The sequence below is a fragment of the Streptomyces pacificus genome, assembly GCF_011766325.1.
Taxonomy (GTDB): Bacteria; Actinomycetota; Actinomycetes; order Streptomycetales; family Streptomycetaceae; genus Streptomyces; species Streptomyces pacificus.
This window is the reverse complement of record NZ_BLLG01000012.1, coordinates 137,007-163,367: the sequence shown is the minus strand read 5'-3', so window position 1 is coordinate 163,367 and position 26,361 is coordinate 137,007. Positions and strand designations below refer to the sequence as shown.

At 70.3% G+C, this 26,361-nt stretch carries 19 protein-coding genes and 3 pseudogenes; 13 read left to right on the top strand and 9 right to left on the bottom strand.

Annotated features, from left to right (window positions below; genetic code table 11):
- Positions 1-32: 32 nt before the first annotated feature.
- From SCWH03_RS19920 to SCWH03_RS19905, 4 genes are all read left to right on the top strand, one after another.
- Positions 33-3,164: a helicase-related protein gene (locus SCWH03_RS19920; protein ID WP_173265623.1), complete on the top strand. Its 3,132-nt coding sequence runs from the start codon at positions 33-35 to the stop codon at positions 3,162-3,164.
- Positions 3,161-4,999, top strand: coding sequence for a DrmB family protein (drmB, locus tag SCWH03_RS19915; RefSeq protein ID WP_173265622.1), 1,839 nt, complete (start codon positions 3,161-3,163; stop codon positions 4,997-4,999). The genes SCWH03_RS19920 and drmB overlap by 4 nt, the downstream gene beginning before the upstream one ends.
- A 3-nt stretch (positions 5,000-5,002) precedes the next feature.
- Positions 5,003-6,091 carry a DEAD/DEAH box helicase gene (locus tag SCWH03_RS19910; protein WP_173265621.1) on the top strand — a complete coding sequence of 363 codons (1,089 nt, stop codon included), beginning with the start codon at positions 5,003-5,005 and terminating at the stop codon, positions 6,089-6,091.
- Between the two features lie 364 nt (positions 6,092-6,455).
- The gene (locus SCWH03_RS19905) at positions 6,456-6,599 is read left to right on the top strand and encodes a hypothetical protein (RefSeq protein WP_173265620.1); all 144 of its coding nucleotides are present in this window, start codon (positions 6,456-6,458) and stop codon (positions 6,597-6,599) included.
- 14 nt (positions 6,600-6,613) lie between these two features.
- Here the strand turns inward: SCWH03_RS19905 and SCWH03_RS19900 are convergent, their stop codons facing one another.
- Both SCWH03_RS19900 and SCWH03_RS19895 read right to left on the bottom strand, forming a co-directional pair.
- Positions 6,614-7,081 carry an iron chaperone gene (locus SCWH03_RS19900; RefSeq protein WP_173265619.1) on the bottom strand — a complete coding sequence of 156 codons (468 nt, stop codon included), beginning with the start codon at positions 7,079-7,081 and terminating at the stop codon, positions 6,614-6,616.
- A 157-nt stretch (positions 7,082-7,238) separates the two neighbouring features.
- Positions 7,239-7,367 (bottom strand): annotated as a pseudogene (locus tag SCWH03_RS19895) (RNA-guided endonuclease TnpB family protein); the annotation flags it as partial.
- A gap of 117 nt (positions 7,368-7,484) precedes the next feature.
- Here SCWH03_RS19895 and SCWH03_RS19890 point away from each other — a divergent pair.
- The 3 genes from SCWH03_RS19890 (at position 7,485) to SCWH03_RS19875 (ending at position 13,026) form a co-directional block, all read left to right on the top strand.
- A complete protein-coding gene (locus SCWH03_RS19890; protein WP_173265618.1) occupies positions 7,485-8,171 on the top strand; it encodes a hypothetical protein in 687 nt (228 codons plus the stop codon).
- A 657-nt stretch (positions 8,172-8,828) separates the two neighbouring features.
- On the top strand, positions 8,829-12,521 hold the full coding sequence (locus SCWH03_RS19880; RefSeq protein WP_173265617.1) for an AAA family ATPase: 3,693 nt from the start codon (positions 8,829-8,831) through the stop codon (positions 12,519-12,521).
- On the top strand, positions 12,469-13,026 hold the full coding sequence (locus tag SCWH03_RS19875; RefSeq protein WP_173265616.1) for a hypothetical protein: 558 nt from the start codon (positions 12,469-12,471) through the stop codon (positions 13,024-13,026). The genes SCWH03_RS19880 and SCWH03_RS19875 overlap by 53 nt, the downstream gene beginning before the upstream one ends.
- Here the strand turns inward: SCWH03_RS19875 and SCWH03_RS19870 are convergent.
- A complete protein-coding gene (locus SCWH03_RS19870) occupies positions 13,023-15,563 on the bottom strand; it encodes a tetratricopeptide repeat protein (protein ID WP_173265615.1) in 2,541 nt (846 codons plus the stop codon). The two genes, SCWH03_RS19875 and SCWH03_RS19870, sit on opposite strands and share 4 nt — an antisense overlap.
- Positions 15,564-16,071: 508 nt before the next feature.
- Here SCWH03_RS19870 and SCWH03_RS19865 point away from each other — a divergent pair.
- The 4 genes from SCWH03_RS19865 to SCWH03_RS19850 all read left to right on the top strand — a co-directional run bounded on the left by SCWH03_RS19865 (position 16,072) and on the right by SCWH03_RS19850 (position 19,227).
- The gene (locus SCWH03_RS19865; protein ID WP_173265614.1) at positions 16,072-16,350 is read left to right on the top strand and encodes a hypothetical protein; all 279 of its coding nucleotides are present in this window, start codon (positions 16,072-16,074) and stop codon (positions 16,348-16,350) included.
- Between the two features lie 231 nt (positions 16,351-16,581).
- Positions 16,582-18,216 carry a hypothetical protein gene (locus SCWH03_RS29230; protein ID WP_254076878.1) on the top strand — a complete coding sequence of 545 codons (1,635 nt, stop codon included), beginning with the start codon at positions 16,582-16,584 and terminating at the stop codon, positions 18,214-18,216.
- A 409-nt stretch (positions 18,217-18,625) separates the two neighbouring features.
- Positions 18,626-18,796, top strand: coding sequence for a helix-turn-helix domain-containing protein (locus SCWH03_RS19855; RefSeq protein WP_254076887.1), 171 nt, complete (start codon positions 18,626-18,628; stop codon positions 18,794-18,796).
- A gap of 200 nt (positions 18,797-18,996) precedes the next feature.
- Positions 18,997-19,227, top strand: coding sequence for a hypothetical protein (locus SCWH03_RS19850; RefSeq protein WP_173265613.1), 231 nt, complete (start codon positions 18,997-18,999; stop codon positions 19,225-19,227).
- A 256-nt stretch (positions 19,228-19,483) separates the two neighbouring features.
- Here the strand turns inward: SCWH03_RS19850 and SCWH03_RS29930 are convergent.
- The 4 genes and pseudogenes from SCWH03_RS29930 to SCWH03_RS19830 form a co-directional block, all read right to left on the bottom strand.
- Positions 19,484-19,567 (bottom strand): annotated as a pseudogene (locus SCWH03_RS29930) (peptidoglycan-binding domain-containing protein); the annotation flags it as partial.
- A 55-nt stretch (positions 19,568-19,622) separates the two neighbouring features.
- Positions 19,623-20,042, bottom strand: a complete 420-nt coding sequence (locus tag SCWH03_RS19840) for a peptidoglycan-binding domain-containing protein (protein ID WP_173265651.1) — start codon at positions 20,040-20,042, stop codon at positions 19,623-19,625.
- 529 nt (positions 20,043-20,571) lie between these two features.
- On the bottom strand, positions 20,572-21,369 hold the full coding sequence (locus SCWH03_RS19835) for a helix-turn-helix domain-containing protein (protein WP_173265612.1): 798 nt from the start codon (positions 21,367-21,369) through the stop codon (positions 20,572-20,574).
- The gene (locus SCWH03_RS19830) at positions 21,366-22,190 is read right to left on the bottom strand and encodes a helix-turn-helix domain-containing protein (RefSeq protein ID WP_173265611.1); all 825 of its coding nucleotides are present in this window, start codon (positions 22,188-22,190) and stop codon (positions 21,366-21,368) included. The genes SCWH03_RS19835 and SCWH03_RS19830 overlap by 4 nt, the downstream gene beginning before the upstream one ends.
- 150 nt (positions 22,191-22,340) lie before the next feature.
- On the opposite strand from SCWH03_RS19830, the gene tnpA reads away from it, so the two are divergent.
- Together tnpA and SCWH03_RS19820 are read left to right on the top strand one after the other, a co-directional pair.
- Positions 22,341-22,778, top strand: a complete 438-nt coding sequence (gene tnpA / locus SCWH03_RS19825) for an IS200/IS605 family transposase (RefSeq protein WP_173265610.1) — start codon at positions 22,341-22,343, stop codon at positions 22,776-22,778.
- Between the two features lie 958 nt (positions 22,779-23,736).
- A complete protein-coding gene (locus SCWH03_RS19820; RefSeq protein ID WP_173265609.1) occupies positions 23,737-24,189 on the top strand; it encodes a peptidoglycan-binding domain-containing protein in 453 nt (150 codons plus the stop codon).
- Between the two features lie 158 nt (positions 24,190-24,347).
- Here the strand turns inward: SCWH03_RS19820 and SCWH03_RS19815 are convergent.
- Together SCWH03_RS19815 and SCWH03_RS19810 are read right to left on the bottom strand one after the other, a co-directional pair.
- Positions 24,348-24,698, bottom strand: a pseudogene (locus SCWH03_RS19815) (transposase); the annotation flags it as partial.
- A gap of 104 nt (positions 24,699-24,802) precedes the next feature.
- Entirely contained in the window at positions 24,803-25,852 is a 1,050-nt protein-coding gene (locus SCWH03_RS19810; RefSeq protein WP_173265608.1) for an SGNH/GDSL hydrolase family protein, read from the bottom strand.
- Positions 25,853-26,361: the final 509 nt, after the last annotated feature.

Below are 26,361 nucleotides of genomic sequence, written 5' to 3'. Positions count from 1 at the left end.
CCACCACCGTCCGAGCCATCTCCCGAGGACCCATGGACCCCAGACAAGAACTCGTCGACTACCTCAACCGCCAGCTCGTCGGCCCGGTCCTGGGCGAGGACGAGATCCTCGACGGGCCACCCGACCGCCAGTACCTGATGGGGACCCTCTACCCCCAGGACGCGGACCTGCAAAGGCAGCTCACGCTGGCGGCCGAGGACGGAGACGGCATCGGAACCGAGGGCGCGGCCGCCGACACCGACCCGGCGGACGACCCCGTACCGGAGTCGAACGCCTGGCTGCCGTCCTCCCTCGGCCTGAGCTTCTACACCGACAGCCCCACTCTGGAGATCAGCTGCGGCGGTGCCCGCTACCGGACGCTGCCGGCGGACGGCGAGCACGGACGCCGCTGGCAGCGGATCCCGCTCCAGGACGAGACGCACCGCGTCGGACCGGACCAGGAAGCCGTCCCCGTACCCGTCCCGGTCCTCGACGGGCGGGCCGAACTGCGGCTGCGCCGACGGCCCCTCGGCGCCGGGCAGCTGGTCACCGTCGCCCTGGTGAACGCCGCCCGTACCGAACCGGCCCTCGGCCGCGCGGCCCAGTGGGAACGGATGCTCTTCCAGGTCGGCCTCGGCGTACGGCCCTGCGAGGGCCGGGTACTCCAGTACCCCAGCGTCCGGCTGGCCAGCCGGGACCCCGAGGAACAGGAGCTGAGGCTCCAGTACCGGCACGTCCGCACCCACGCCGTCGGTCACGGGTGCTCCGTCGAGGAGGAACGCGACGGCGGGACCGTCACCGGGCTGCGCGCGGCGGTGCTGCCGGAAACCGAGGTGCCCGCGACCAGGCCGGCCGGGCTCGTCGGCGCACCCGTCCTCAACGTGCTGCACCTGGCCGACCCGGCGCTGCCCGTGGCACAGCTCCGCAGGGAGCTCACGGAGTTCACCACCGGCTACCGCGACTGGTACGAGCAGCAGCTGCGCACCGAGGTGCCGGAATGGGGCCGCGCCGCCGCCGAACGGGTGCTCAAGCGGATCGGTGCCGCCGTGGCCCGCATGGAATCCGGGGTCCGCACCCTCTGCGACCCCGGCTGCCCGGAACTGCTGGACGCCTTCCGCACCGCCAACCTCGCCATGGCCCTGCAGATGAGGCACTCCGCCCGCGACCAGGCGGGGTCGCGCCGCTCCCGCCGCGACCCCGTACAGGCGGACCCCGCACCCGACCCCGAGGCCACCTGGCGCTCGTTCCAGCTGGCGTTCTTCCTGCTGGCCCTGGACGGAGTCGCCGACCCGCGCCACCCCGACCGGAACCTGACCGACCTCATCTGGTTCCCGACCGGTGGCGGCAAGACCGAGGCGTACCTGCTGCTCGCCGCCTTCGTCATGGTGCTGCGCCGGCGGGATCCGAGGGGCGGTGGTACGGCCGTCCTCAGCCGGTACACCCTCAGCCTGCTGACCACCCAGCAGTTCCAGCGTGCCGCGACCACCGTGTGCGCGCTGGAGACGCTGCGCAGGGCCGATCCCGGCCACTTCGGGGCGGAGCCGTTCACGATCGGCCTGTGGGTGGGCGAGGCGACCTCGCCCAACTCCTACGACGCCGCGGTGAAGGCGGCGCAGGACATCCGGGCCGCGGCCCGTCCCGAGGACGTGTTCATCCTCGATCGCTGCCCCTGGTGCGGGACCCGGATCGTGCCGGAGCACCGCTCCGGCGACCACGCGGACTACGGCATCAGGGCCGAGGCCGGCTCGTTCGCCTTCTTCTGCCCCCGCGACACCTGCGTCTTCCACGACGAGCTGCCCGTCGCCGTCGTCGACCAGCAGCTCTACGACCACCCGCCGACCTTCGTCCTCGGGACCGTCGACAAATTCGCCCGGCTCGCCTGGGAGCCCCGGGCCGGAAGGCTGTTCGGCGCGGAGACCGGCTGCCGACCGCCCTCCCTGGTCATCCAGGACGAGCTGCACCTGCTGACCGGGCCGCTCGGCACGACCGTCGGCCTCTACGAGGCCGCGATTCTCGGCCTGTGCAGCACGGCGGACGGAACCGGCCCGAAGGTGGTCGCCTCCACCGCCACCATTCGCCGCTCCGGCGAACAGGTGCGCGCCCTGTACGGGTCGGAGGTGCAACTGTTCCCGCCGGCCGGTCTCGACGCCCGCTACTCCTACTTCGCCGAACCCGACACCTCGCGCCCCGGCCGCCGCTACCTCGGGGTGATGGCTCAGGGACACACCGCGGGCCGCGCCGCCGTCGCCACCGCGGCCGCGATGCTCCAGGGTGCCTGGGAACTGCCCGAGGAACACCGGGACGCCTACTGGACCCTGGTCGCCTACCACCACAGCCTGCGGGAACTCGGCCGGACCGTCACCGCAGCGGCGGACGACATCCCCGCCCAGCTCGCGGGCCTGGACGCCGGTGCGGGTGTGCGCCCGCTGGCCGACCACCAGGTGCAGGAGCTGACGAGCAACCTCGCCCGGACCGAACAGCCCCTGCTGCTCGACCGGCTGGAGAAGTCCTGGGACCAGCAGGACGCCGTGTCCTTCCTGCCCTGCACCAACATGCTGTCGGTCGGCGTGGACGTCAAACGGCTCGCCCTGATGCTGATGCAGGGCCAGCCCAAGACCACCGCCGAATACATCCAGGCCACCAGCCGGGTCGGCCGGCACAATGTGCCCGGTCTCGTCGTCACCTTCTTCAACGCCACCCGTCCCAGGGACCGTTCTCACTACGAGACCTTCGGCCCCTACCACCGGGCCCTGTACCGTCACGTCGAACCGACCAGCGTCACGCCCTGGTCCCTCCCCTCACGCCGACGGGCTCTGCATGCCGCGCTCGTCATCCTCGTACGCCACCGGCTCGGGCTCAGCGGGGAGAACCAGGCAGGGGAACTGCCCACCAGGCTCGACGAGGCTCGGGCCCTCGCCGAGACGCTGGCACGGAAGGCGGGGGCGAGCGACCGGCATGCCGCGCACGCCGTCCGCACCGAGCTGGCCGAGATCCTCGCCGCCTGGGAGGAAGCGGCACGCAACGCCGAGCAGGAAGGCAAGGAGCTCTACTACCGCGGCCAGGGCAAGGGTCAGCACAACCTGCTGAAGAACTTCGAACAGCACGGAGGGCTGTGGGACACCCTGCACTCCATGCGCAGCGTGGACCGCGAATGCCAGGTGACGGTGAAGGGAGCCGACCAGTGACGCGCAAGCTCCGGGTACGACAGGCCCAGACGGTGCTGCCGTTCGGGGTCGGCGCGGTCTTCGACATCCAGGGCGAATCGTTCGTCGCGACGGGCATCGGCGACTGGCCGCGGCAGCGCCGGCCCGTGGCCTCCCCGCGCCTGGCCGCGCGGCTCGGGGTGAGCGGCTTCTTCGCGGCGCCCGCCGCGCTCGACGACCGCTTCGACCGCGCCGACGCCCCCGGCGCGCCCTACATCCGCTTTCCGGCCTGGCTGTTCTGCGGCTCCTGCCGCCGCATGGTGCGGTGGCGCATCGCCGACGAGAAGCCCGGCACCCCGCCGAGCTGCCCGTCCTGCACACCGGTGCGCCGGCTCGCCCCGATGCGCTTCGTCCAGATCTGCGCCGCCGGACACCTCGGCGACGTCGACTGGTGGTTCTGGGCGCACGCCCGGCTCGACGCCGCAGCCCGGCAGTCCTGCGGCTCGCGCGAACGCCTGCGGTTCCGGGTCGCGGACCGCGTGACGGGCCTGGAAGCCCTGTCCGTCTCGTGCGCGGCACCCGGCTGCCGGGCCTCCCGGGACCTGCTGGACATCCTCGGCACGCACGGCATGCGCTGCTCCGGGAGGAACCCCTGGCAGCGGCTGGGCGAAGCCGTGGACTGCGCCAAGCCCGTGCAGGTCGTCCAGCGTACGGCCGGCAACCTCTACTACCCGCTGGTCCACTCGGCGCTCTCCCTCCCCGAGACCGACCTGCCTGCCGCGGGGGAGGAGGCCCTCGCGGAACGCGTCCGCGAGAGTGAGTACTGGGTGCTGCTCTGCAAGACCGCCGGGACCCCGCGGGCGGAGGTCCTCCGGGACATGATCAAGGAGGACACGGGCGTGGACGACGGCCTCCTCGACGCGCTCCTCGCCGAGGAGACGGGAACCGGTACGCCGGCCCGGACCGGCACCGCGGACGCCGCGCTCGCCGCGGGACCCGACCTGCGCCGTGAGGAATGGGCGGCGCTTACCGCCGCCGAACCGCCCCTGACCGGCGACTTCTCGATACGCGGCACCACCCTCGGACTCGCCGGGGAGAGGACCGGGCCATGGGCCGGGCTGCACCGCCGGACGGGACGGATCGTCCTCGCCGACCGGCTGCGCGAAGTCCGCGCCCTGTCCGGCTTCAGCCGGGTCTCCCCGGACGCCGCCCTCGTCCCTGCCGACACCTCGCGCAAGCTGCGCTGGCTGCCCGCGGTCGAGGTCTTCGGCGAGGGCGTCCTGATCACCCTCGACGCCGACGAGCTCGCCGCCTGGGAAGTCCTTCCCGCCGTCCGCTCCAGGGTGGCCGGGCTCCGGGCCGACCTCGACCGGTCCTTCCAGAAGGACCGGCTCCAGGCGCTGACCGGCCCCGAACTGCCGCCCCGATTCGTACTCCTGCACAGCCTGGCCCACCTGGTGGTGCGCCAGCTGTCCTTCGAGTCCGGCTACGCCACGGCCAGTCTCCGCGAGCGGGTGTACGCCCGGCCCGAACACGGCCAGTGCGGGATCCTCGTGTACACGGCGGCCGGCGACGCCGAGGGCACGCTGGGCGGTCTCGTGCAGCAGGGGGAGCCGCCCCGGCTCGCGGAGACGCTGCTGAGGACGGCGGAGGCAGCCGCCTGGTGCTCGGCCGATCCGCTGTGCTCGGAACACACCGGTCAGGGCTTCGGCAACCTCAACCGGGCGGCCTGCCACGCCTGCGCGCTGCTCCCCGAGACCAGCTGCGAGACCGGGAACACCCTGCTGGACCGCGCGCTCGTCGTGGGCGGGGGAGGCATCCCCGGATTCTTCGAGCCGATCGTGGCCGCCGCCCGTGCGGCGGCTGCCCGGGAGTGAGCCATGACCCTGACGTACCTCGATGCGACGCCGGCCCAGCGGGCCCTGCTCGACGGGCTGCCGTTCGACGGGAACCACCTGGTCAACGGGACGCCCGGGAGCGGCAAGAGCCTCCTGGCGGCGCAGCGGGCCGCGATGCTCGCCCTGACCGGCACCCGTACCGTCCTGCTGACCCGGTCGAACCTCCTGCGGCAGTCGCTGTGGCCGCTGGTGTCGGAGCTCTGCCTGGACAGCGCGGACGTCGGGGTCGAGACGGTGCACGGCTGGCTCGCCCGCTGGTACGGGCCGGACGCCCCGCGGACCGACGACGGATGGTTCGACTGGCCCGCCTTCTACGAACGGGCGGTCCTCACCGAAGAGGACGGCCCCGTTGCCCTGGTCGTCGACGAAGGGCAGGACCTGCCGCCGGAGTTCTACCGGCTTTGCCGGATGATCGGCGCGCCCACCACGGTGTTCGCCGACGAGTGCCAGCGGCTGACCGAATCCCGCTCCACCCTGGACGAGATCGCCCAGGGGCTGGGCAACTGCTCCGTCCACGATCTCGACGGCAACCACCGCAACACCCGGCAGACGGCGGAGCTGGCCGCCTGGTTCCACACCGGCAGGCACCCGCCCGCGCTGCCCGGCCGTGACGGACCTCTGCCTCGGCTGCATGCGCTGCCGCACCCGGGAGCGGTGACGGACCTGCTGATCGGGCTTGCCGAGAGGCAGCGCAGCCACACCGTCGGAGTGGTGGTGCACTCGACCCGGACGCAGTTCGATCTGCTGTCGCGCCTGGAACGCAAGGCCCCCCGGCTGAGGCCGCAGACGTACACGGCGCAGGCGACCGGCGGCCGGTACCGGGCGCTCGACCTCTCCCGCCCCGGCATCGTCATCGTCCACCGGGCCAGTGCGAAGGGGCTGGAGTTCGACACCGTCGTGGTGCCGGACACCGAGACGGACGCAGCCGTGGACCCCTCCTCGGCGGAGCTGCGTATGACCTACTACGTGCTGGCCACCCGGGCGCGTCACGCACTGCACTTCGTCCATGCGGGAAACCAGGAACCGACGCATCTGCAGGCGATCCCCCGCGATGTGCTGGTCCGCGGGTAGGGCCCCAGGCCGACCGGTGGCGCTGCTGGGCCCTGCCCTGCACGAGGCCGGCGAACAGGCTCTCCTTCGCCGGCGTGATGTCCCCCGGGCAAACCGTGGGTGACGACGTGCGGGGCGTTTGCTGGACCGGTTGGCCCGGGCATGCTGCTCCTGGCCGACCGGGGCTTTCCCAGTGCCGAAGAATCGCCCCCGGCCTCGGGTGCGTGGGCGCACCTGAACGGACGGCGTGAACCGCGCGGACGCGGTGGACACGGCGGAGAACTCCCGTGCAGGCGGCAGGCGGTGCACTGGTCAGCACAGCGGAATCCCCCTCGCCGGGGCCGCCGGCCGACCCTTCACTGTGTCCCCGGGCGGAGGCGGGACGGTGTCGTGGGTCCATGCCGAGGACGCCGCCCAGCCGCCGGCCACCGCGATCGAGCGGGGCCGGGCGGGCGAGTCGTACTCGTACAGCGTCGTCGACGACCTTCCTCCGCTCCTCCGGGACCACCGCGCGGGGACGCGGACCTGACCGGCGGGGCGTCGTCAGGCGGTGGCCCTCGTGATGAGCGCCTCGATGCGGGCCTCGACCTCGGGGGTGAGGGCGGCGAGGGCGAAGGCGGTGGGCCACATGTCGCCGTCGTCGAGGGTGGCCGGGTCGTTGAAGCCGAGGGTGGCGTAGCGGGCCTTGAACTTGGCGGCGCTCTGGAAGAAGAGGACGACCTTGCCGTCCCTGGCGTAGGCGGGCATGCCGTACCAGGTCTTGGGGGTCAGGCCGGGGGTGACCTTCTTGACCAGGGCGTGGACGCCCTCGGCCAGGACGCGGTCCTCGTCGGCCATCTCGGCGACCTTGGCGAGGAGGTCGGCCTCGCCGTCGGCCTTGGCGGCGGCCTTGGAGCGGGTGCCGCGGGCCTTCGCGCCCTTCAGTTCCTTCGCGCGGTCCTTCATCGCCTCCCGCTCGTCCTCGGTGAAGCCGTCGTAGGACTCGGCGGTGTCGGTGCTCTTGGTGGCCATGTTCGTTCCCCCAGTTAGTGGTTTTTCCCGGACTTTCCCTGCTGATCTCACCCTAGTGTCTCGTGATTCCGTCAGCATTACTGGATCTTGTGTGGTTCGATCCATCGTCATGGAGCTCTCTGTGGAACAGGTCGCCGAGCTGCGGGCGTTGGTGAAGCACGGTGCGGCCGTGCTTGCGGGCCATCTCGACCAGTGCGGTCTTGGTGGCGTCGATGGCGGCGTCGGCGGCCTTGCGGGCCATGGTGGACTTGGCGAGGAGCTTCGGTCGGAAGTCCTCCACCGCCAGCCTCATGTATTCAGCTAAGAACGTGCTCTGACGCCCCAACAGAAGAAGGGTGCCTCCCACCTGCGATGATTTGGACTATCTAGATCAAAACCGTCGCAAGGAAGAGACACCCAACAGGTGCAGGGTATCGAATGGGATCACCGGCTCGTCGTGCGGGCCGACGGAAAGAACCTGGTCGGGCATGCGGGGGTGGTGCTGCTGCGGAAGGTCGCCGATCGTGTCGGGTTGACCCGGGCCCTGGGTGCCGTACTGCCGAAGGGCACCGGCCCGGGCCGGCGGGACCGCGGGACGGCGCTGGTCCAGCCGGCCTGCGCCAGCCTGTCCACGAGCCGGCGCCGGGTGCGCTGGGTGACCGGCTGGGCCATCAACACGGCCGACGAGAAGGCCATCGCACTGCTGCCGGAGAGGGTGTGGACGGCCGCGCTGCGGCAGGACGGCCGACTCCACGAGATCAAGGGCCCCGACGGTGACATGGTCTCCTACCAGGTCGCCGAGCTGACCGGCCTGCGTGACCTGACCGGCTGGCCCGAGGGGATGCGGCTGATCGTGCGCCGGGTCAAGCCCTCACGCCGGGATCTGAAGAAGCTGACCGCCTTCGAGGAACAAACTGGCTGGCGCTACCAGATCGTCGCCACGAACATCCCCGCCCACCAGGGGCTCTCCAAGGTGCCCGGGTCCGGGCAGGCGTGGTTCACCGACGCCCTCTACCGTGACCACGCCGAGGTCGAGGACCGCGTGAAAGCGATCAAACGGATCGGCCTCGGGCTGCTGCCCTCGAAATCCTGGCAGCTGAACACCGCCTAAGTCCTGGCCGCCACCATCGCCGCCGACCTCGACGCCTGGACCCGGCTCCTCCTCCTGCACGACGAACCCGAACTCGCCGCAGCCGAACCGCAAACCCTACGCACCAAGCTGTACCACCTGCCCGCCCGCCTCACCACCCACGCCCGCACACGCACCCTCCACCTCGATCTGACCTGGCCCTGGGCCGCCGCCTTCACCACCGCCTGGCAACGCGCCACCACGCTTCCAGCCCGCACCTGACGGCCCACTCACCACCCCGACAACACAGGAGAGGAGAGGACCGCACCCCCCCTCGGGCCCGTGGAACCCGACGCTCCCGCAGCGCATGCGAAGGCCCCTGAACCGACCGGACGGACAAACCAGGGCAAGACACCGGATCAGCGGGACCGGTCAGACCGCAGACGAATCGAGGCCAAGCAGCCCACCGATCAGCCCAATGATCGCAGGTCCCAAGGCTTCGCTCCCCTACCCGTTCGCGAAGTAGACCACCAGAACATACAGGTCTCAGCGGAGCCGGTAGTTCGGAAAACCACTCGTGTCTGCTCTGCCTCGTGACGGTCATTGTTTTTCGCTGGAGGGCACAATTGACTGGGCGGCGGGGATGATCGGATGCTCCGATGGCCTGTCGGGCGTACAGGGGACGGGGGCAGAGACGCGGTGAGCGCGGCTGATGGCGATGGCCGGAGAGAGGTCCGCAACGAGTTCAGAGGCGGGACGGTCTGGGGGAACTTCATCCAGGCGGACAGGGTGTATGCCCAGTTGCCCGCGCCGCTCACGTCCGCGATGGCCGGCCTCCCCCCGGCCTCACGCGTCTTCACCGGCCGCGAGGCCCTCCTGCGCGACCTGGTGTCGGCCCTGAGCCCGGACGCCACCGAGGCCGCACCGATCACGGTGATATCCGGGCAACCTGGGGTCGGGAAGACGGAGCTGGCCCTCCAGATCGCGCACCGGGCGCTGCGCACGCAGGGCTGGTTCGACGGCGGGGTGCTCTTCGCGGACCTCGCGGGCTACGCGGCCGAGCCGGAACACAGGCTGCAGCCTGAGAAGGTCTTGGCGTCCTTCCTGCGCGCCTTGGCCATCGGCGATGTTCCCGTCGGCACGCAGGACCGGGCCGGGATGTACAGCTCCGTACTCGGAGCCTGGGCCGACGAGGGTCGGCGGGTCCTGGTGGTCGTCGACAACGCCTCCGACAGCGCCGACGTACGGCCGCTGATGCCCGCCGACCCGCGGATCCCGGTCCTCGTCACCTCCCGCCACCGGCTGTCGGACCTCCCCAATGCCACGATCGTCGACCTGCCCGTGCTGGAGCCGGAAGAATCGGTGGCGTTCCTCCGCCGGACCCTCATACAGAGCCGTGGCTCCGGTGACCGTCGTATCGACGCCGAGCCCGACGCGGCGGTCGCGGTGGTCCGCCGCTGCGGCCACCTTCCTCTCGCCCTGCACATCGTCGCCGCCCGGCTCGCCGACAGCCCGGGACGGCCGCTCGCCGACCTGGCCTCCGACCTGGCCTCCGCCGCCCACGGCCCACAGGCCGACGGCGGTGTGCTCGACCAGCTCCAGCGCGGCGACATCGGCGTACGGGCCGCTCTCGACCTGTCGTACGACGCACTGCCCGAGGACCAGGCGGAGCTGCTCCGGCTGCTGCCCCACGCCCTCACGGTCACGGACGACCACAGCGCCTCGACCGGCGCGTTGGCCGCCCTCGCCGACCTGCCGGAGCACCGGGCGGGGCTGCTCACCGAGGCACTGGCCCGGGCCCATCTCATCGAGGCCGACGCGCAGTACGGCCGGTGGCTGCTGCACGACCTCGTCAGGGCGTACGTCGACGAGAAGAACGCCCGCCGCCCGGACGCGGAGGGTGAGCGGGTCCGGGCCCTCGACCGCCTGCGGACCCACTACCTCACCAGAACCCGCGAGGCCCTCTCCCACCTGACCCCGGACACCCGCCCGGCACCGCGCTTCGCCGACCGGGATGCCGCCGGGGCCTGGCTGGAGCTCGAACTCGAAAGCGTCGCCGACTTCGTGGCGCAGGAGCTGTCCAGCACGGACGGCGAGCTGCGCCGCCACGGCCTCGGGCTGGCCCTGGACCTCGGCGTGTACCTGTTCCAGGAGGAGACGCCCGGAAGGTACGGAAGGTACCCGCGCCTGGCAGCGGCAGCCATGATGTACCGGGCTGCCGTCAGAGCGGCCCGGGCCGAGCGCGACCGCCATCTGGAACTGACGGCGCTGGGGCGGGCAGGGGACGCCCTGACCGGGCTGGGGCTGTTCGAAGAAGCCATCGGCGTCCGGACAGAGGCCCATGAACTCGCCGCCTCGGCCGAGCCGCGCGTTCGTCTGGAGCATGGGGCGAACCTGGCCGGCACCCTGCGGCTGGCCCGCCGCTTCGAACCCGCTGCCACTGCCTACCGGCGAGCCCTGGAACTCACCTCGGAGATCGGCGACCGGAGCCGCGAACTGGAGCTGACGAGGCAGCTCGCGGTGACGCTGAAGGCGTCCGGCGACGTCGACGCGGCGGTCCTGGCCCTCCTCCGGGCACGCACCATGGCGCGTGAGGTGGGTGACCACTCGATCGAGGCCGCGTTGTGGACGACGCTCGGCGACATCCTGCGGGAGACGACCGATCCGGGCGACGACGCGTTACGCGCCTACCTCGGGGCGTGGTTCGCTTGCCGGAACGCCGGGGACCGGTTCGGCGAGGCCGACCGGCTGATGACGGTCGTCGGGCTGCTCAAGGACAGGGAGCGGCTGGACGAGGCACTCATGGTCTGCTTCCGCGCCCGCGAGGTCCTGGAGGAGACGGACGGCGACCCGGCGCGTGAGGCCGCCCTGCTCGGGCTGCGGGGTGACGTACTGCGGGGCCTGGGCCGGTACGAGGAGGCCACCACAGTCTACCAGGAGGCCATGTGGCGTTACGAGGACGCGGAGCTGCCGTATCGTCTCTTCGGCCCGCTGAAGCTGATGGAGGGGTACCGCGACGCCGTCGAGAGACACCTGGAGCGCACGTCCGAGCAGTTGGTGCCGGACAAGGCGCTGGCCGCGCTGCGCGACTTCCCCGGTGTCCGGGAGCAGGCGATCCGGAGGAATGACGATGTGCTGAAGGCCCTGGCCACCATGCCCTTCTTCCGCGCTGCGCTCGCCGATACCGGATACGACTCCTACGGCGGGGTGAGGCCCTACGACGGCGACATCGGCTTCCTGCGGGAGATGCGGGACGAGCACCGGCGGATCGGTGACCGCTACGGCGAGGCCCGGGTCCTGGGCTACATCGGCCGGAACCTGTCCGACGCCGGGCGCCACGACGAGGCACTGGCCCCCCTGACCGAGGCGCACATCATGCTGCGCGAACTCGGTGACCTGCGCGGTGAATGCGGTCTCCTGTTCAGGCTCGGCGGCGCACTGGGACTGCAAGGGCGCTACGAGGAGGCCGTCGCCGCTTACACACGGCTGGCGGACGTGGCGAACCGGCTCTCCCGGCCCGACGCCGAGGCAATCGCCTGGCAACTGCGCGGCCTCACCTTGCTGCAGACCGGAGATGACGACGAGGAGGCCGCCGACTGCTGCGAGCGGGCCCTTCGGTACCACCAGGACCGGGGCGACCTTTCGGAAGCGGTACGGCTGCTGGACCAGTTCGCCGACGCGTTGCGCGCGCTGGACCGGCCAGAGGAGGCGCTGGTCGCCCTGAGCCGCGCGCTGCGGATGGCACAGAGCGCCGGGAATCGCTCCGAGGAGGCGTTCGTGCTGCATCGCTTGGGACTCACCCTGCACGATGCGGGACGCTACGACGAGGCGGTGGGCGCGCACGTCCTGGCCGCGAGGCTGGCACGCGAGACGGGCGACAAGGACGGCCGGTGGACAGCGATCAGGCACCTGCGCCAGGCCCGGGACAGGCTCGCCCTGACATGGTGGCGCAGCCGGGTTCCCTACCGGCGCGGCCGGACCGGAGCCGGGCAGGGCCTGTTCGGCCGGCACCCGGTGAAGAGCATCCGGTACACGCTGTACCGGCGGTGGCACCTGCTGGCCCTCTGTGCGGGGGCGCTGGTGGCGACGAGCGTGTGGAGGCAGCTCGGAGTGGCGCTCCTGCTGGGGTTCGGAGTCGGCCTTGCCGATGCCTGTCAGACAGCCCGGGACCGGACGGCCTGCACCAGACAGACCGCCGACTCCAGGGTGCGGACCCTGTTCAGCCGTGTGAAGGAGCGCTGGACGAGGCGTCGAACGGTAAGGCGCGTGAAGCGCCGGGTGAAGCGGTTTCGACAGCGTGAGCACTTGAGCATAAAGATCTCATCCAGACGGAACGACGATGATCTGCCCGATCGAACACGGAACACAGGGGGAACACATGGTGGGCTCTGAAGTGATGGCCTTGGCCGCGGCCGGTGGCATGGCGGTGGTGCAGGCGGCGGGGACGGATGCCTGGACCGTGCTGCGGGACCGGATCGCACGTCTGCTCGGGCGCGGGGACGACGCCCTGCAGAGCAGGGAGTTGGAGCGGCTGGACCACAGCGCGTCGTTGCTGGGCCAGGCCGATCCCGAGCGGGCGGCAGCAGTCCGCATAGGCGAGGAGGCAGCCTGGCGAACACGGTTCGAGATGCTGCTGGAATCGCTGCCGGAGCAGGAACGGGCTGTGGCGGTGGCCGAGTTGCGGGAGGTCGTCGGTGCGGCGGAGCGGGACACCGGTCGTACCACGGTGTCCAATCACGTCAGCGGGGGGACGGTGCACGGCAGTGTGGTCCAGGGCTATGCCGTTACCGTCTCGGGGCCGCTGTCTGCAGCGGGGGGCACGCGCGGTGACACGAGCCCGGATACAGATGCGGAAACCGGCGATGACGACGGCGATCTCCGGCCCGCTGGGAACTAGCGCAGTCGGCGCTCCGACACGTACAGCATGGCTCCCTGGACGGCGAAGAGACCCATGCCTATGAACAAGCCGTTCATGCCGAAGGAGAAGAACCAGCCTGCTGTGGCCAGCATGGTCAGGGCGAACGAGAGGCCGAACCCAGCCCATATCCGCCGGTCTCGACGGTGGAGGCTCTCGCTGGTCTCCCGAAGTTCCCGCGCCACGGCTGTGTCATCCTCGTTGCCCGTCTCCTCGAGGAGGTACTCGGCGGCCATCCAATACCTAGCGGCCTCCCCGTAGCGTTTCTCGAACAGGGCGTCAGACGCGAGTTGCCGTGCCCCATGTGCCGCACGGCGTACATCGCCTCCCAGCCGGGCGCGCAGGGCCTTTTTGTGCACCCTCCTGGCCTCGCGGCGACGGCCGGCTCTTCGCAGCGCTGTGGCAGCCTTGAGCATCGACAGATGCTCATCGAACTCGCTCCCGCTGTCCCGGGCGCACTCAGCGGCCTCGGTGTACGCGTCGATGGCCATCTGGAAGTTCCCCAGCTCGATCTGTGAGTCGCCGATCAGGTGCAGCACGCGCCGACGCCTTCGATGATCACCAGGGCGCAGGCAGCTCAGGGCCAGGTTGTACATCGCAATTGCCTGATGATGTTGTTCAGCGGCCCTATAGCCGATCCCGAGCTCTATTCGGGCATGCGTAGCACGCCTTGTTTCCCCCAGCTCGTCGAACATGTCGATGCTCCGCTGGAACGCCGTTGTCGCCGCTTCGTGTCGCCCGCCCCGGGAGTGCACACTGCCAAGAGACTCCAGAGCACTGGCCGTCCCGGAAAGGTCGCCTGCTGCTTCGTACAGCTCCCGTGCCTGCTCAAGGCACGCCAGAGCCGCCTCTTCTTCGCCCCGTTTCGACAAAGCCAAGCCGAGGTTGTGGAGCGCGGTGGGCTCGTCCGGAGTGCCACCGGCCACGCGGAGCAACTCCAGGGCTTCGCGGTAGGCAACGACAGCCTCCGCGCTGCGCCCTGCCCCAAACAGGGAGTCTCCATAAGTGATGAGGGCCGAGGCTGTCACTACGGAATCGCTCTGCCGTCGGGCCAGGCTGACTGCGGCCTCGGTCACGTCCAGGACATCATCCTCTCCTCTGCCGTGGACGAGGAGGAAGGCCAGCAGCACGTAGCTGAGATGCAGACAGCGCGGTATCGCTCCGGGATGGCCGCAGTCGGCCGCGGATTCGCCGAGGGCTGTCAGTGCCCGCCTCTCCTCAGCCAGCCAGTGCAACCCCTCCCGCAAGTCCTGGAACGGAGCAGTGTCGTTGGCGAGCCCTTCTGGGGTGAACGCGTCCACCCGTTCCTCGACGTACCGCAGCAGCCGCTCGAAGGCGTCGTGTAGCGCGTCGAAACCCTCCTCCGCGCGGGCGCGTTCCTGGGCGTAGAGGCGCACCAGCCGGTGCTGCGTCCAGCGGACGTCACCCTGCAGGCTGGTCCTTCCGGTCTCGACGAGGCCGGCGCGCTGCAGAGCATGCAACGCGTGCTTGACAGTTCGCTGCTCCAGCGCAGTGAGCTCGGCGACGGTCGCGGTACCCGCGTCGGGGCCTGGAGCGAGCGACAGGAGCCGGAACACCTTGGCCTGTTCGGCCGGCAGCCCGGCATAGGACAGATCGAAAACGGCCCGGACCGATGCGTCCTCGCGTGTGAGTTCGTCGAGGCGGCGCTGCCGGTCGGCGAGGTCTGCCGCCAGGTCTGCCAGTGACCGGCCCGGTGTATCGGCGAGCAGCGCCGCGATGATGCCGAGGGCCAGGGGGAGATGGCCGCACCGGCGGGCGACGGCTGCGGCGGCCTCGGGTTCGTCGTCCACCCGTGTGTCGTGGGTGCCGTGCTGGTGGCGGATACGCCGGCGCAGGAGGTCGACCGAGTCTGCGTCGTCGAGAGTGTCGAGCCGGTGCAGCGTGGCATTGCCGAGGTCGGACAAGGTATGCCGTGAGGTGACCAAGGCTGGGGTGTGGCTGTCCCCGGGAAGCAACGGCCGCACCTGTTCCGCGCTGGAGGCGTTGTCCACCACGACGAGGATGCGTCTTCCCTGCCGCGCGTAGGCGTCCAGTACCGAGTGGTACAGGCGCTCCCGGGCCTGAGCGTCGGCGGGGATGATGTCCTGCGGTATGCCGAGCGAATGCAGCAGCGATCCGAGCGCCAGAGCGGCGGACACCCGCGACTCCGGCTCATACCCGCGCAGGTCCACGAACAGGACGCCACCCTCGAACCACCCCGGCCGGGCGCAGGCTCGATGAGCAACCCGCAGTACGAGTTCGGTCTTGCCCACCCCCGGCAGGCCGTTCACGACAGCCACCGGCCCCGGCTCGCCCGCCTGCGGACGGCGCGGTGCCAGTTCAGCCAGCAGCGCATCGCATTCCGCCTGCCGCCCCACGAACACCCGGGCCGACGCTCGGAGTCCGGCCAGCGCCGGCTCCACCCGCGGCGGCAGCGTCACGTTGATAGACGCACCCTGGATGATGCAGCCGAAGACGATCGAGTCCTTGACCTCGTTCCGAACCCGCGTCCCACGCACGACTCCCCCTTGACTCTGCTCCGGCTCCCGCTCACGCCTGCCCAGCGTCCGTGCACTCCGGCGGGACTGCGGGCACGCCATGTGGTCGCTCCTCGACGGATCCCAGGCGGGGGAGGGGTGGCAACCTGCAACCGCCGCTGTCCCAGAACCTCTATGTGCTGCACTCCCCGTCGGTATGCGGTTCCTCAGAGAGTACGTCGTTCCTAGCGCTGGGCTGATGACCTGAAACTGCCGGGTGAGGCGGGAGGGGTCCCGGTCGGGGCGCGGTTCCGTGGCAACCATGATGCGTAGAACGTCCTCCGCCGCCGTTGTTGCCGCTGTCGTGTTCGCCGCTCTCACGTCGTGTTCCTCGGATTCCTCGGACGGGTCCTCCGCCGAGGGCCGGCCCAGCGGGGCCGGCTCCGGGGCACGGGCGTCCGACCCCGCGCCGACTCCCACACAGACGGCCACGCCGTCGCCCTCGCCGACCGGGCCGTGCGCTGACGGGACCTGCGAGATTGAGGTCGCCGTGGGGGACGTCGTGACCGTGCCGGAGACGTACGGCCTCGGGCCGATCAAGGTGACGGCGATCACTGGCAGCCGGGTCGAGATGGCTGCGCCGCTGACAGGGTCGGGCTACAGCGTTTCGGGCAGCTCCGGTGGCGGCGGCGTGTCGTCGGAGGGCGGCGGCGGAGTCGAGCTCAGCTGCGCCGAGGGACCCGCCGCGACCATCAACGACGCTATGAGCCTTCAGGTCGTCGAGATCCGCGACACCGCCGCCGTCCTCCGTATCGAACCGGGTGGGTGACGTACGGCTCGGCCCCTGGGGCACGGTTCCCTCGCGGTTCCGTACCCGGATGCCGGTCATGGCAGTGACTCGCTCGACCCCTGATGTCATCGCGCAGGGAGCGCTCTGCCTCGACGCGTGCCGCATTGCCGCACTCAAGATCCTTACCGCGGGTCTGGGGAGCGATCGGGTCTGACCAGGGACGTGCCATTGTTGAATCCGTTGATGACCGGTTGACGCGGGGGGAACGGCGTGAGGCTGTCGCGGGACATCACCGGGTGGGCGTTCATGGTGGAGGTGGACGGTGTCCGGCATGCCGCACTGGCGGTAGGGCTGGCCGGCATCAGCCCGTTCACCGCAGGTGACGGAGCCGGAGGCAGCCTGTTCACCCGCGCGAACGGCTGGTGGGGCCTTCCGGTGCTCCTTTCGCTGAACGAACTGCCCCTCGGCCACCCTGTCGATCACAAGTGGTGTGTCACGCAGGACGACGGAGGCGTGCTGTCTGTCCTCAGCCCGGACGGCGCGTCCTTTGTGCACGACCTCCGCCTGGAAGGGCCGCCGGGCTGGCGGGAGACGGCGATCGCCTCGGGTTCGGTCATGCTGGTCGTCTCCCACGTGCTGCCTGCCATGGACGATCCGATCGGCGCGCTCGACTTCGAAACGCGGCAGGGGATGGTGTGTGCCGGCCCCGTGCGCTTCGGCGAGCCGGGCTATGAACCGCGTGATGAGGAGAATGGCCCGCCGACGGTCAGGTTCCTTATCGACCCGGTCGGCACGCTGATGGAGCTGGCACATTTCGCGTGCGAGCGGATCCTGTCGTTGTCCCAGGCGAAGCAACAGGCGCGCGAGCTGGAGCAGACGCGACGAGCCCTGGCGGAACACGCGGATCAAGCGCTGTCCGCCGAGGCGATGGTGGAACTGCTGTTCCGGGACGAGTTCCTCGACCACCGCGGTCTGGTCGAGCTCATGTACGTCTACTGGAGGCTGGTCGCCGAGGTCGCCGACTCCTGCGGGGCGGAGGCCGCCTGGCGGGACGCGGCGCTCCGTACCGTCGAGTCGGCCGTCCACCTGGTGGCGGACCGGTGCGATCGCGCGGTGTTCGAGGAAGCCGATGCGGTGGTGTCACGGCTGATCGACAGGCTGAGCGATCCCGCCGAACTGGAAGCCGGGCTGCTGGCCGCCGCCCGGTTGCGGATGGCCACCCGGGGAGCGGAGGACTTCGCCGCCGACCACTACGCCCGCGGGATGCGTACCGTCTGGTCCGCTCGGCTGGAGGCGGACATGTACCGCACGTGGTTCACCGACGAGGAGCCCTTCCATGCCGAGTCCCACCGGCTGTTGGTGGAGGCGGGAGACCTGGTGGTGCGCGCTCTGGAGCTGGACGGCGGGACGCGAAAGCCCCGGCTCTGGGCGTCGTTGGCGCAGATCCTTGCGGACGAGGAGGGAGTTCACCGGGATGCCGCCGGCGCCGCGGGGGTGGCACTGTCCACACCGGACGGCCGGGCACGGCCCGTCGCGCGGCTGATCGACCCCGGCGAGCGCACCCGTCCGGTCGTCGGCTCCGGCATGGGCGTGAGCTTCACGGTCAAGGCAGGTCTGCTGGACGTGGGCGTGGAGAAGCCACCGGGTGCGGGGCCGGAGAGGGACGAGTGGATCGTCCGCGGCCACGGCGCGTCCCAGCCGAACCCGCAGTGGGAGTTCCGCCAGGTCAAGGGCCTCCCGCTGGTCGGCGACCACCCGGTGGCAGCGCTGGTGGAACTCGTGCCCGACCGGCCGAACACGGCGGAGGTGCTGGTGGCGGCAGAGTTGGAGCACCGCAGCTGGGGGATCCGCCGCTACCGGGCACGTCTCGCACCGTCGCCGCACGCCATCGTGCTGGCCGGGTGACCCCGCCACATCCGTCAGCGGATTGCGCGGATCATCACGGGGAGCGGTGGCGCGAAGCACGGCGCCGAACTCCTGCAGCATGCGCGTGACCCGGGCGTGCTGCGTAGCAGCCTCGGCGGGAACCGTCATCGCGGTGGCCGTGGCGGCGTCAGGGGCGCCCTGGGCGAGCTGGGCATGTGCGAGTCGCGTGGTGGTGATGGCCCGAGACCGGACCATGTGAGGTCGGAGGGCGGACAGGCAGCGGTGGGCGTGGTACTCGGCGGTCGAGTAGTCGCCGAGGGCCAAGTGCGCGGAGAGGGCCAGGGAGTCCAGCTCGGCCTGGTCGTAGAAGGCGAGCATCCACACCGGCCGGAGTCGGCGGGGTTGGCGCGCAGCATGGCGTCTTGGGCCCTGCTCGAACGCCCGGCGGGTGCCGGTCCTGACCAACCCGAGCCTTGCCCGCACCCCCATCCAGGCCATCGCCCACCGGTGGGGCTTCAACTCCCGGGCCCACATCACCCGCGCCTACACCGCCCACTACGGCCACACCCCCAGGCACACCCGCCGCCGTCGTCTTGACCAGCAGCGACCAAAGACTTGACCAGACACGCCGCACCCGGCCAAACCCCTGGTCACAGCCCGGCGCCCGCGGTGGAATATCCCTCGGCACACACGCCCTTGACGGGCATTAAAGGGGGAGCACCAGCATGAAACGCGCAGCCGCCTGTCTCCTGGCAGTGCTCACCGTCACGCCGGCTCGCCGGATGCTCCTCGGCAGTCGGCGTCGAACGCGGTGACTGTATGACCAATGACAGCACCGCCGCCCATTTTCAGCTCCGCAAGGTCGACTGCGACGCCGACGAAGCCGCCCTCCGGGGCGTCGACGTCATCGATGGCGAAAGCAACTGCAACGGCCTCTACCTCGCCTACCAGGAAGAGGGCGTCTTCGGCGTCACCACCCCAGGGGGGGGCCGGTCAGAGCAGCAACACCGGGGCGAACCACTTGTCGCCGCTATGGCACATACCACGTGATCCCCGGTTACCGAAACCGGGGATCACACGCACAATTGGAGATCCACCGCCACTCCCTGACCGCCACACCGAAAGGCCGCGCCTCAAACCAATCCCGCAACTTCACACGACAGCCGTCTGCATTCACGACCAGGTGCGACCCGTCCTTGCATACACTTCCGGGGCACTTCAGGAAGCACGCGGAGCAGGGCCGGGCGAGTCGCCCGGCCCTGCTCCGTACCCCCGTCCTTCCCGGCACATGGGCCGGGGAAGTGCGTCAGCCGCCCGGGCTGCGCAGCTTGCGCCAGGTGTTCGGGCCGACGATGCCGTCAGCGGTGAGCTTCATGCGCTTCTGGACGGCGACGACGGCATGTGCTCCTCTCGGGAGGTGGCGGACGGGACGGTGCCGAGGCGGGTCAGCGCTTGCCGTACCGCAGTGCCTTCCAGGTCTGCGGGCCGACGATCCCGTCGGACGCCGCCTCGCCGATGTAGTACCACTGGAACCAGGCCACGGCCGCCTTGGTCGCGGGGCCGAAGTCCCCGTCTACGGCGAGGCTCTTGCCGCTGGCCTTGCGGTAGAACGTGGTCTCGTTGATGAGCGCCTGGATCTCCTTCACATGGGCGCCCTTGCTGCCCTGCTGGGCCCATGTGGTGCCGGCGTCGTAACCGCAGTACAGGCCGACCGTGCTGACACCCCGGCAGGTGTCGGCGGCCGGAGCGGCGGACGCCGCAGGGGCCGTCGTGAGCGCTCCGCCGAGGAGGAGGGCGGCCCCGGCCGCCACGGCGAGTGCCCTGTGGAGGCGGCCGGCACGGGTGGTCGAGCGGCCGGGGTGCAGCGAGGCGCGACCGGCGGGCAGCGCGGAGGGTCGAAGGGACACAGGAGGTCTCCGTCCTGGACGTTGAGGGGTCGGTGCCGGCACGTGCGGCGGTGCGGCGGCCGTTGGGAGACCGGCGGCCCGCTGCCGTGGTGGGGCAAGCCTTTCGGCTCGGCGCGGCCCCCCGCAACGTCAGCCGCCCCACTCGGGGACATCCGGGACGTCCCACGCCTTGACCTGCTGGGACGCGTCCCGGTGAGGGCCGGTGGTGGGACGTCCCCCGGCGGTCGGGACGGCATTCGGTCGCCGGCGGCATCGGGTGCCGGTCGCAGGGCGGCCTCGTGCGCGGCCCGGCCACGAAGGCCAGCGGGCGGCGGGGAACCGTGAGCGAGGCCGCTGGGAAGGCAACAGGGTCCGCGGATCCCGACCGGGGCCCGACCGGATCCTGACCGGGGCCCGACCGGATCCCGACCGGGGCCCGAGCGGAGCCCGACCGGAGCCACCGGGCGTCGCCGGGTCATGCTCCGTCAGGAACAGGGTCCCGTGGTGGTCAAGGGCTGAAGCAGAACCGCTCGTCCGTGATCGACGCCACGCACACGCGTGCTCCGTCTGGCCGGTCGGCCATGGTCATCGGCGTCGAGAGGTAGCCCAGGGTGTGGGCCTCGTCCGTCGCTCGCACGATCTTGGGGCGGGTGCCGGGACGCGTCAGCTCGACCTGGTCGCCGAGTCGCAGCCGCAGCGCCCGCGCCCACACCGCGCGGCATGTCTCGTTGTAGCGGATCTCCACACGCCGCCCGTCGGCGAAGGTACGCACGGCGGACGATGTCACCAGGTGCTGGACACCGCATCCCATCTCCAGCGGGTCCCGGCCATCGCAGTCGAGGCCGGAGCAGCCGGGGGAGAACGCCGGTGGCCGCGCGGTGTCGTCCCAGGGCCTCTCCGAAACAAGGAGGGCGCCGGTACCCGCGGCGACGACGACCCCGACCCCTGCCAGAACCGCGGACCAGCGCCTCCGGTATCCGTGCCGCACCGTGCGCTGCTCCGCCTCAGCCGGTTCGCTCCCGACGGGCGGGGGACCGTCCGGCCCCGACCCGACGCGCCCGCTCCACGTGGTGTCAGCCAGTTCCCACAGCGCGAGCAGCCGGTCCGGCCGCTGCTGCGCCACCTGGCACAGCGCCAGGACGGCATCGCGTGGTGCCAGTTGCTCCCCTTTGAGGTAGCGGGCCCAGGATGACCTGCTGTACGGGGTACGGGCGGCGAGTTCGGACAGACTCAGGCCCGACGCTTCCCGCAGACTCCTCAGCTCCGCGACAAGCCGGCGCACTTCCGGCAGCCCAGAAACGGTCACCTGCGCAGTTCCCCCCAGGTGTCGGGCCCGACGATGCCGTCGATGCCGATCCCGCGCTGCTTCTGGAACGCGGTGACGGCGTCCTTGGTCCGCTGCCCGTAGACGCCGTCGGTGTCGCCCGGGTCGGAGCCGTGCCAACGCACCAGGCACTGCGCCTCCACGACGTCCCAACCGGTGCTGTTGATGTCGAGAAGCGAGTCCCGAGCGATGCTGTAGCCGGCGTGGAGCCCGTTGTCCTTGCGGGAGACATCGCACGCGTAGGTCTTTCCGTACCGGTAGTCGGTGGCCGCATTCGATGCCGGTGCCGTCCCGGATGCGTCGTCCCGCAGGGGCATGCCGGTGATCAGGCCGACTGCGAACACCGCAGCCAGCGCGCCCGCCACACCGAGAGCGATTCGATACCGCAACCTTGAGCGAGGTCTCGGCAGGGCACCAGTCAGGACCTTCGTCTTGGGGGCGGACCTTGCATCGGCCTCCGCCACCGGGTCGCGGTCGGCGACGCGGGCTGCCGGCACCGGCGGCCCGGCCTTCCCCTCCCCGGACGCGGCGGCGTCCGTCCCGCGTGCCTCTTCGGCGATCTCGTGCAGTGCCAGCAGCCGCACGGGGTCCGTACCGCACGCCTGGGCGAGTTCGATGACGGCCCTGCGGGGCACCCGCTTCTTGCCGTTGAACCAGCGTTCCCAGGACGACGAGCTGTAGGTCGTCCGCGCCGCGAGGGCCGCGAAACTCAGCCCGCTGTGGTCTTTCAGCCGACGTAACTGAACCACGAGTTGCCGCTCCCGCTGATCCAGCGTGGCAGGCAGCTCCTTCCAGCGCGCCATCAGTCTCTGGCCAGGGGACGCCCCGCTTCGGCGGGGTGGGAAATGGCTTCTCTGGGCTGCTCTGGCCTCAACTGAGTGCACGGATCTGTGCTGTTCATCTGAGCGCACCCTTCTGCCGCACTAGACCCGCGGCACATGTATAGTGATCGTATGGCTGTGGTCAGGAAGGTTCGCCGGTTCTCCGGCGGCGTGCACGACCTCGGGCTCCACGTGGTGTGGTGCCCGAAGTACCGCCGTCCGGTCCTCGACGGACGGGTCGCGGAGCGCCTGGACGAACTGATCCGGCAGAAGGCGGACGAACGCGGCTGGGAGATCACCACCCTTGAGGTGACGCCCGACCGCGTCCACCTCTTCGTCAGGCACGACCCGAAGTCCTCGGCCTCGTATGTGGCCAACCAGTTCAAGGGCTTCACCTCCCGCGTGCTGCGCGAGGAGTTCCCGCACCTGAAGTCGCGGATGCCCACCTTGTGGTCGTCGTCGTACTTCGCGGCATCGGCCGGCACCGTGTCGGCGGCCGCGGTCGAGAAGTACATCAGCACCCAGGGGGAACGCCCAAGGCGGCCAACGCGGACCACGCCGGCGCGGTGAACGTGCTCATCAGGGCCGGGCTGGTCCTCTGCGACGTGGCCTAGCCACCGGCACAGGAAGCCCGCGCGTCTACGCGTGGGTGGAGTCACGTGCCCCCCTGCATTGCGTCTGGCACGAATGTCGCCCCGGCCCCTCCCCGTACGCGACACACAGGGCCTTCGCGGCTGACGTTTCCGTGGAGGGATGCTACCCGAGCGTTCTGCCGCCCCGTCCCATGCGCTTGTCATACCAAGAGGCATCCCAGCAGCTCAGAGGCTGGGATGTGCCGTGGGATACCAGAGATATGGCTGACAGTGGCCTTCTCGGTGGCTGACAGGACAGGGTCGAGGCCAAGCGGGGCGAGTAACCGGCGCCCCTGGCCCATCCGGTCCAGGGGCGCCGTCGGAGAGGAGGGGGCCACGTGTCCTGGGAGGCGTGCACGGGACGGGCACCAGCCGGCGCGGCCGTCGCCGGGCTCGCTGGCACCGGCTGCGCGAACGCCGGTGCCCGGTCCGGACCCACACAGCCACGTTCGCAGCCCACGCCGGGGAACGCCTCGAACCACCACCTCGAGCCGCAGGGCCGTGAGTTCGACGGCTCTGAGCGGATGACCTCCGCGGCGTCCCGTCGCGGATTGCTCCACACGGTACCGACAACGACAACACGACCACACGGCAAAACGAAAAGACGACAACAAGGAGGTCTGGAAACGATTACCGCTGAGAAAACCTCAGTGAACACCACGTCGGCCGCCGGTGGGTTTACCCTCGGTGAATCCGATGGAGGAACTCGAACACCCGCACACCGTCAAGACGCCGGCTTCAGTCAGCAATTGGCTCGTGCCGGCCGTTCTCGATCTGGCCGATAGCAGGCCTAGCCGGGCGATGCGGGAAAGGTATCGTCAACCTTGCCATCAGACCCTTATTCCACTGCCGAGTTAGGGTCTACCGCCGGTCTACCACAACCGTGGGGGAAACGAATGCGCATTTTGACAAGGGCGCTCGTCAGCACTGTTACCGCTGTCGGGATCACCGCCGGAAGCCTGGCTGGGGCAAGTGCCGCCCTGGCGGCACCCGAGTCGGCCAAGGTACCGGCTGCCACTTCCGAGGCTGCCGCGCTCGCGGTGGTCAACCTCGGGCTGAGCACCACACAGGCCAAGTACACGCAGTGCTGGCTCAGGCAGCACTGGGGCTATACCGGAGCCATCGACGGCCTGCTGGGCACCAACAGCTGGAAAGCGTTCCAGAACAACCTCAAGGCGCATTGGGGCTACACCGGGGCGATCGACGGGATCGTCGGATCGGGCACGATCAAGGCGCTGCAGCGTCTGCTCAAGGGCTGGGGCTACACCGGGGCGATCGACGGGATCGCCGGGTCGGGCACCCAGGCGGCTTTCAAGCGTTTCGCCAACGCCTGCAGCGGCTGGTGCTGAACATGTAGGAGCAACACCTGAGGGCGGGGACTCCGTGTGGAGTCCCCGCCCTTGGGCTGTCTTGTGTGTGCGCTTCAGAACTTCGCCGGCGGTGGGCCGCCTGTTCGCAGCGATGTGAACAAGTTCGGCGGGAGCGGCGGTCGAGTACTGATCCTTGACTACGGGCTTGACGCTGGTGGGGCGAGTTCGAGGACGGTTTCGGCCAGGAATGCGAGAAGGAGTTCGAGGTGGCGCTGGACGTACCGGAGGGCGTTGCGGGCGGCCCGGTGCAGCTCGTCGTTCGAACGGAAGGTGCGGTTCGCGATCTTCTCCTTGGCGTGGGCCCAGAGCAACTCGGCAGATGTCAACTCCGTTGGGTAGAACGCAATCTGGATGAGCGTGAGCCAGTCCTGCTGCTGCGCGTACTGCTTCACGTGTTTGCTGATGTGGCTGGAGTGGTTGTCCCAGACGACGGTGACCGGGCCGTCCAGGCGGCGGTGCAGCAGCAGCGCGAGGAAGCGCGGGAAGTCCTTCTTCGTGTAGCCGCCCCTTCATGTAGCCGGTCACCGGGTCGAAGCCGAAGCCGAAGCCGAAGTCGGTGCTGGTGTCCCGGGGCTCCGGTGTCGGTGTCGGGTCAGCGGTCGAGGAGGGCGATGCGGATGGCTCGCTCGACGTGGTTCGCGACGTTCTCGTGGCCCGCCGCGTTGGGGTGGACCAGGGTGGCGCGCTTGCCGACGACGCCGCAGTTCAGCTTGCCGATCGCGGCGGGCCAGTAGGCCCCGGCGTCGCCGCAGAGGCCCTGGACCCACTTCTCGCCGGCGGGCTGGCAGGCGTCGTGGCCGACGCTGGAGGAGTAGACGTCGACGTACTGGTCGCCGAAGAACTTCGCGATCAGCTCGATCTTGCTGTTCAGCTGCTTCAGCACGTCGTCGCGGAGCCAGTCGACATCGGCGTGCTTGATGAGGCTGAGTTCGGTCAGGGCGAGGCGGTTGCAGGCGCTGCCGTCCTCCGGCAGGACGGCCGGGTAGCCGACAGTGATCACCTTGGCGTTGGGTGCGGCCTTGTGGACCTCGGCCAGCATCAGGATGTACTCCTCCTGGACCCGGGCGAGCTTGTGCTCGATACTCTCCTCGCCCTCCGGGGGGTTGGTGTAGTGCTCGCGGCAGGAGCCGGAGACCTTGGCGCCCTCTTCGAGACACTTGAGGAGCATGCCGCCGAAGGGCAGGCTGTTGCCGCCGACGCCGATGGTGACGACGTCGGTCTGGTCGTTCAGACCGGCCCGCTTGATCTGCGTGTCCACCGTCGCCCAGCCGGCCTCGGGCATCTCCACCGGACTGATCGGCGTCTGCTTGGTCGTGCCGATGTCCGTGATGACGGCGCCGCCGCAGCTGACGTTGGCCAGGTGGACGTCCTTGCCCAACGGGAACTCGTCAAGCTCCTTCTGAACCAGGCCAGGGTAGGCGCCGCTGGTGCGGTCGCAGCCGTCACGGGACGCGTCACCCAGCGCGGGCAGCGGGTCACCGGCGAAGACGCCGGCGGTGTACGAGTCGCCCAGCGCAGCCCACTCGTACTGGTCGGCCGCACCGGCCGCACCGGCCGAACTCGAGGGCAGGAGGGCGGACGCGGTCAGCGCGAGCCCCACGGTCAGTGCGCGGAAGCGCAGGCGGGAGACTGGGTGTCGCACGGATCCTCCAGGATCGGCAAGAGACGCCGGGGACGGCGGGTGGCCCCAGGCGAAGCGAAGGCAGCACCCAAGATCATCCAGGTTGCGGAACCATCCGTTCCGCGAATCGGGCCGATCACCCACGATCGAGCTAAATGATCAGATCTTTCACGTTGCCGTGACCGCCGGACCGTAGCCCCCGTGCGGTGAGGAGCCGAACGACGGGACGGGGGAGACCGGATACGGGAGACAGGACGACGGCGGATGCCGGAGGGCCGGGACACCGACCCGACCGCCGCGATCATCGACTCGCAGTCGGTACGCGCCGCGGAAGCGGTCGGCGCACGCGGCAACCGCTGGGCAATGCCCTGCTGGAGATGGACCGGCCCAAGAGCCGGCGCTTCGGTGCGTAATGGGCCGGCTCGTCACCCGATCAGATCACGATGAGATCCGCTCGGTAATCAGAAGCCGGCCGCATCCGCTGAATACCCGACACCTCAACATGCGGGCCTACCAGTCCCGAGGCCGGA

Bases quoted from the DNA above. Each gene is read 5' to 3' on its own strand.
- SCWH03_RS19875 (WP_173265616.1), top strand. From the start codon at position 12,469: ATGATCTGCCCGATCGAACACGGAACACAGGGGGAACACATGGTGGGC.
- SCWH03_RS19850 (WP_173265613.1), top strand. From the start codon at position 18,997: ATGACCAATGACAGCACCGCCGCCCATTTTCAGCTCCGCAAGGTCGAC.
- SCWH03_RS19920 (WP_173265623.1), top strand. From the start codon at position 33: ATGGACCCCAGACAAGAACTCGTCGACTACCTCAACCGCCAGCTCGTC.
- SCWH03_RS19900 (WP_173265619.1), bottom strand. From the start codon at position 7,081: ATGGCCACCAAGAGCACCGACACCGCCGAGTCCTACGACGGCTTCACC.
- SCWH03_RS19910 (WP_173265621.1), top strand. From the start codon at position 5,003: ATGACCCTGACGTACCTCGATGCGACGCCGGCCCAGCGGGCCCTGCTC.
- tnpA (WP_173265610.1), top strand. From the start codon at position 22,341: ATGGCTGTGGTCAGGAAGGTTCGCCGGTTCTCCGGCGGCGTGCACGAC.
- SCWH03_RS19820 (WP_173265609.1), top strand. From the start codon at position 23,737: ATGCGCATTTTGACAAGGGCGCTCGTCAGCACTGTTACCGCTGTCGGG.
- SCWH03_RS19830 (WP_173265611.1), bottom strand. From the start codon at position 22,190: ATGGCGCGCTGGAAGGAGCTGCCTGCCACGCTGGATCAGCGGGAGCGG.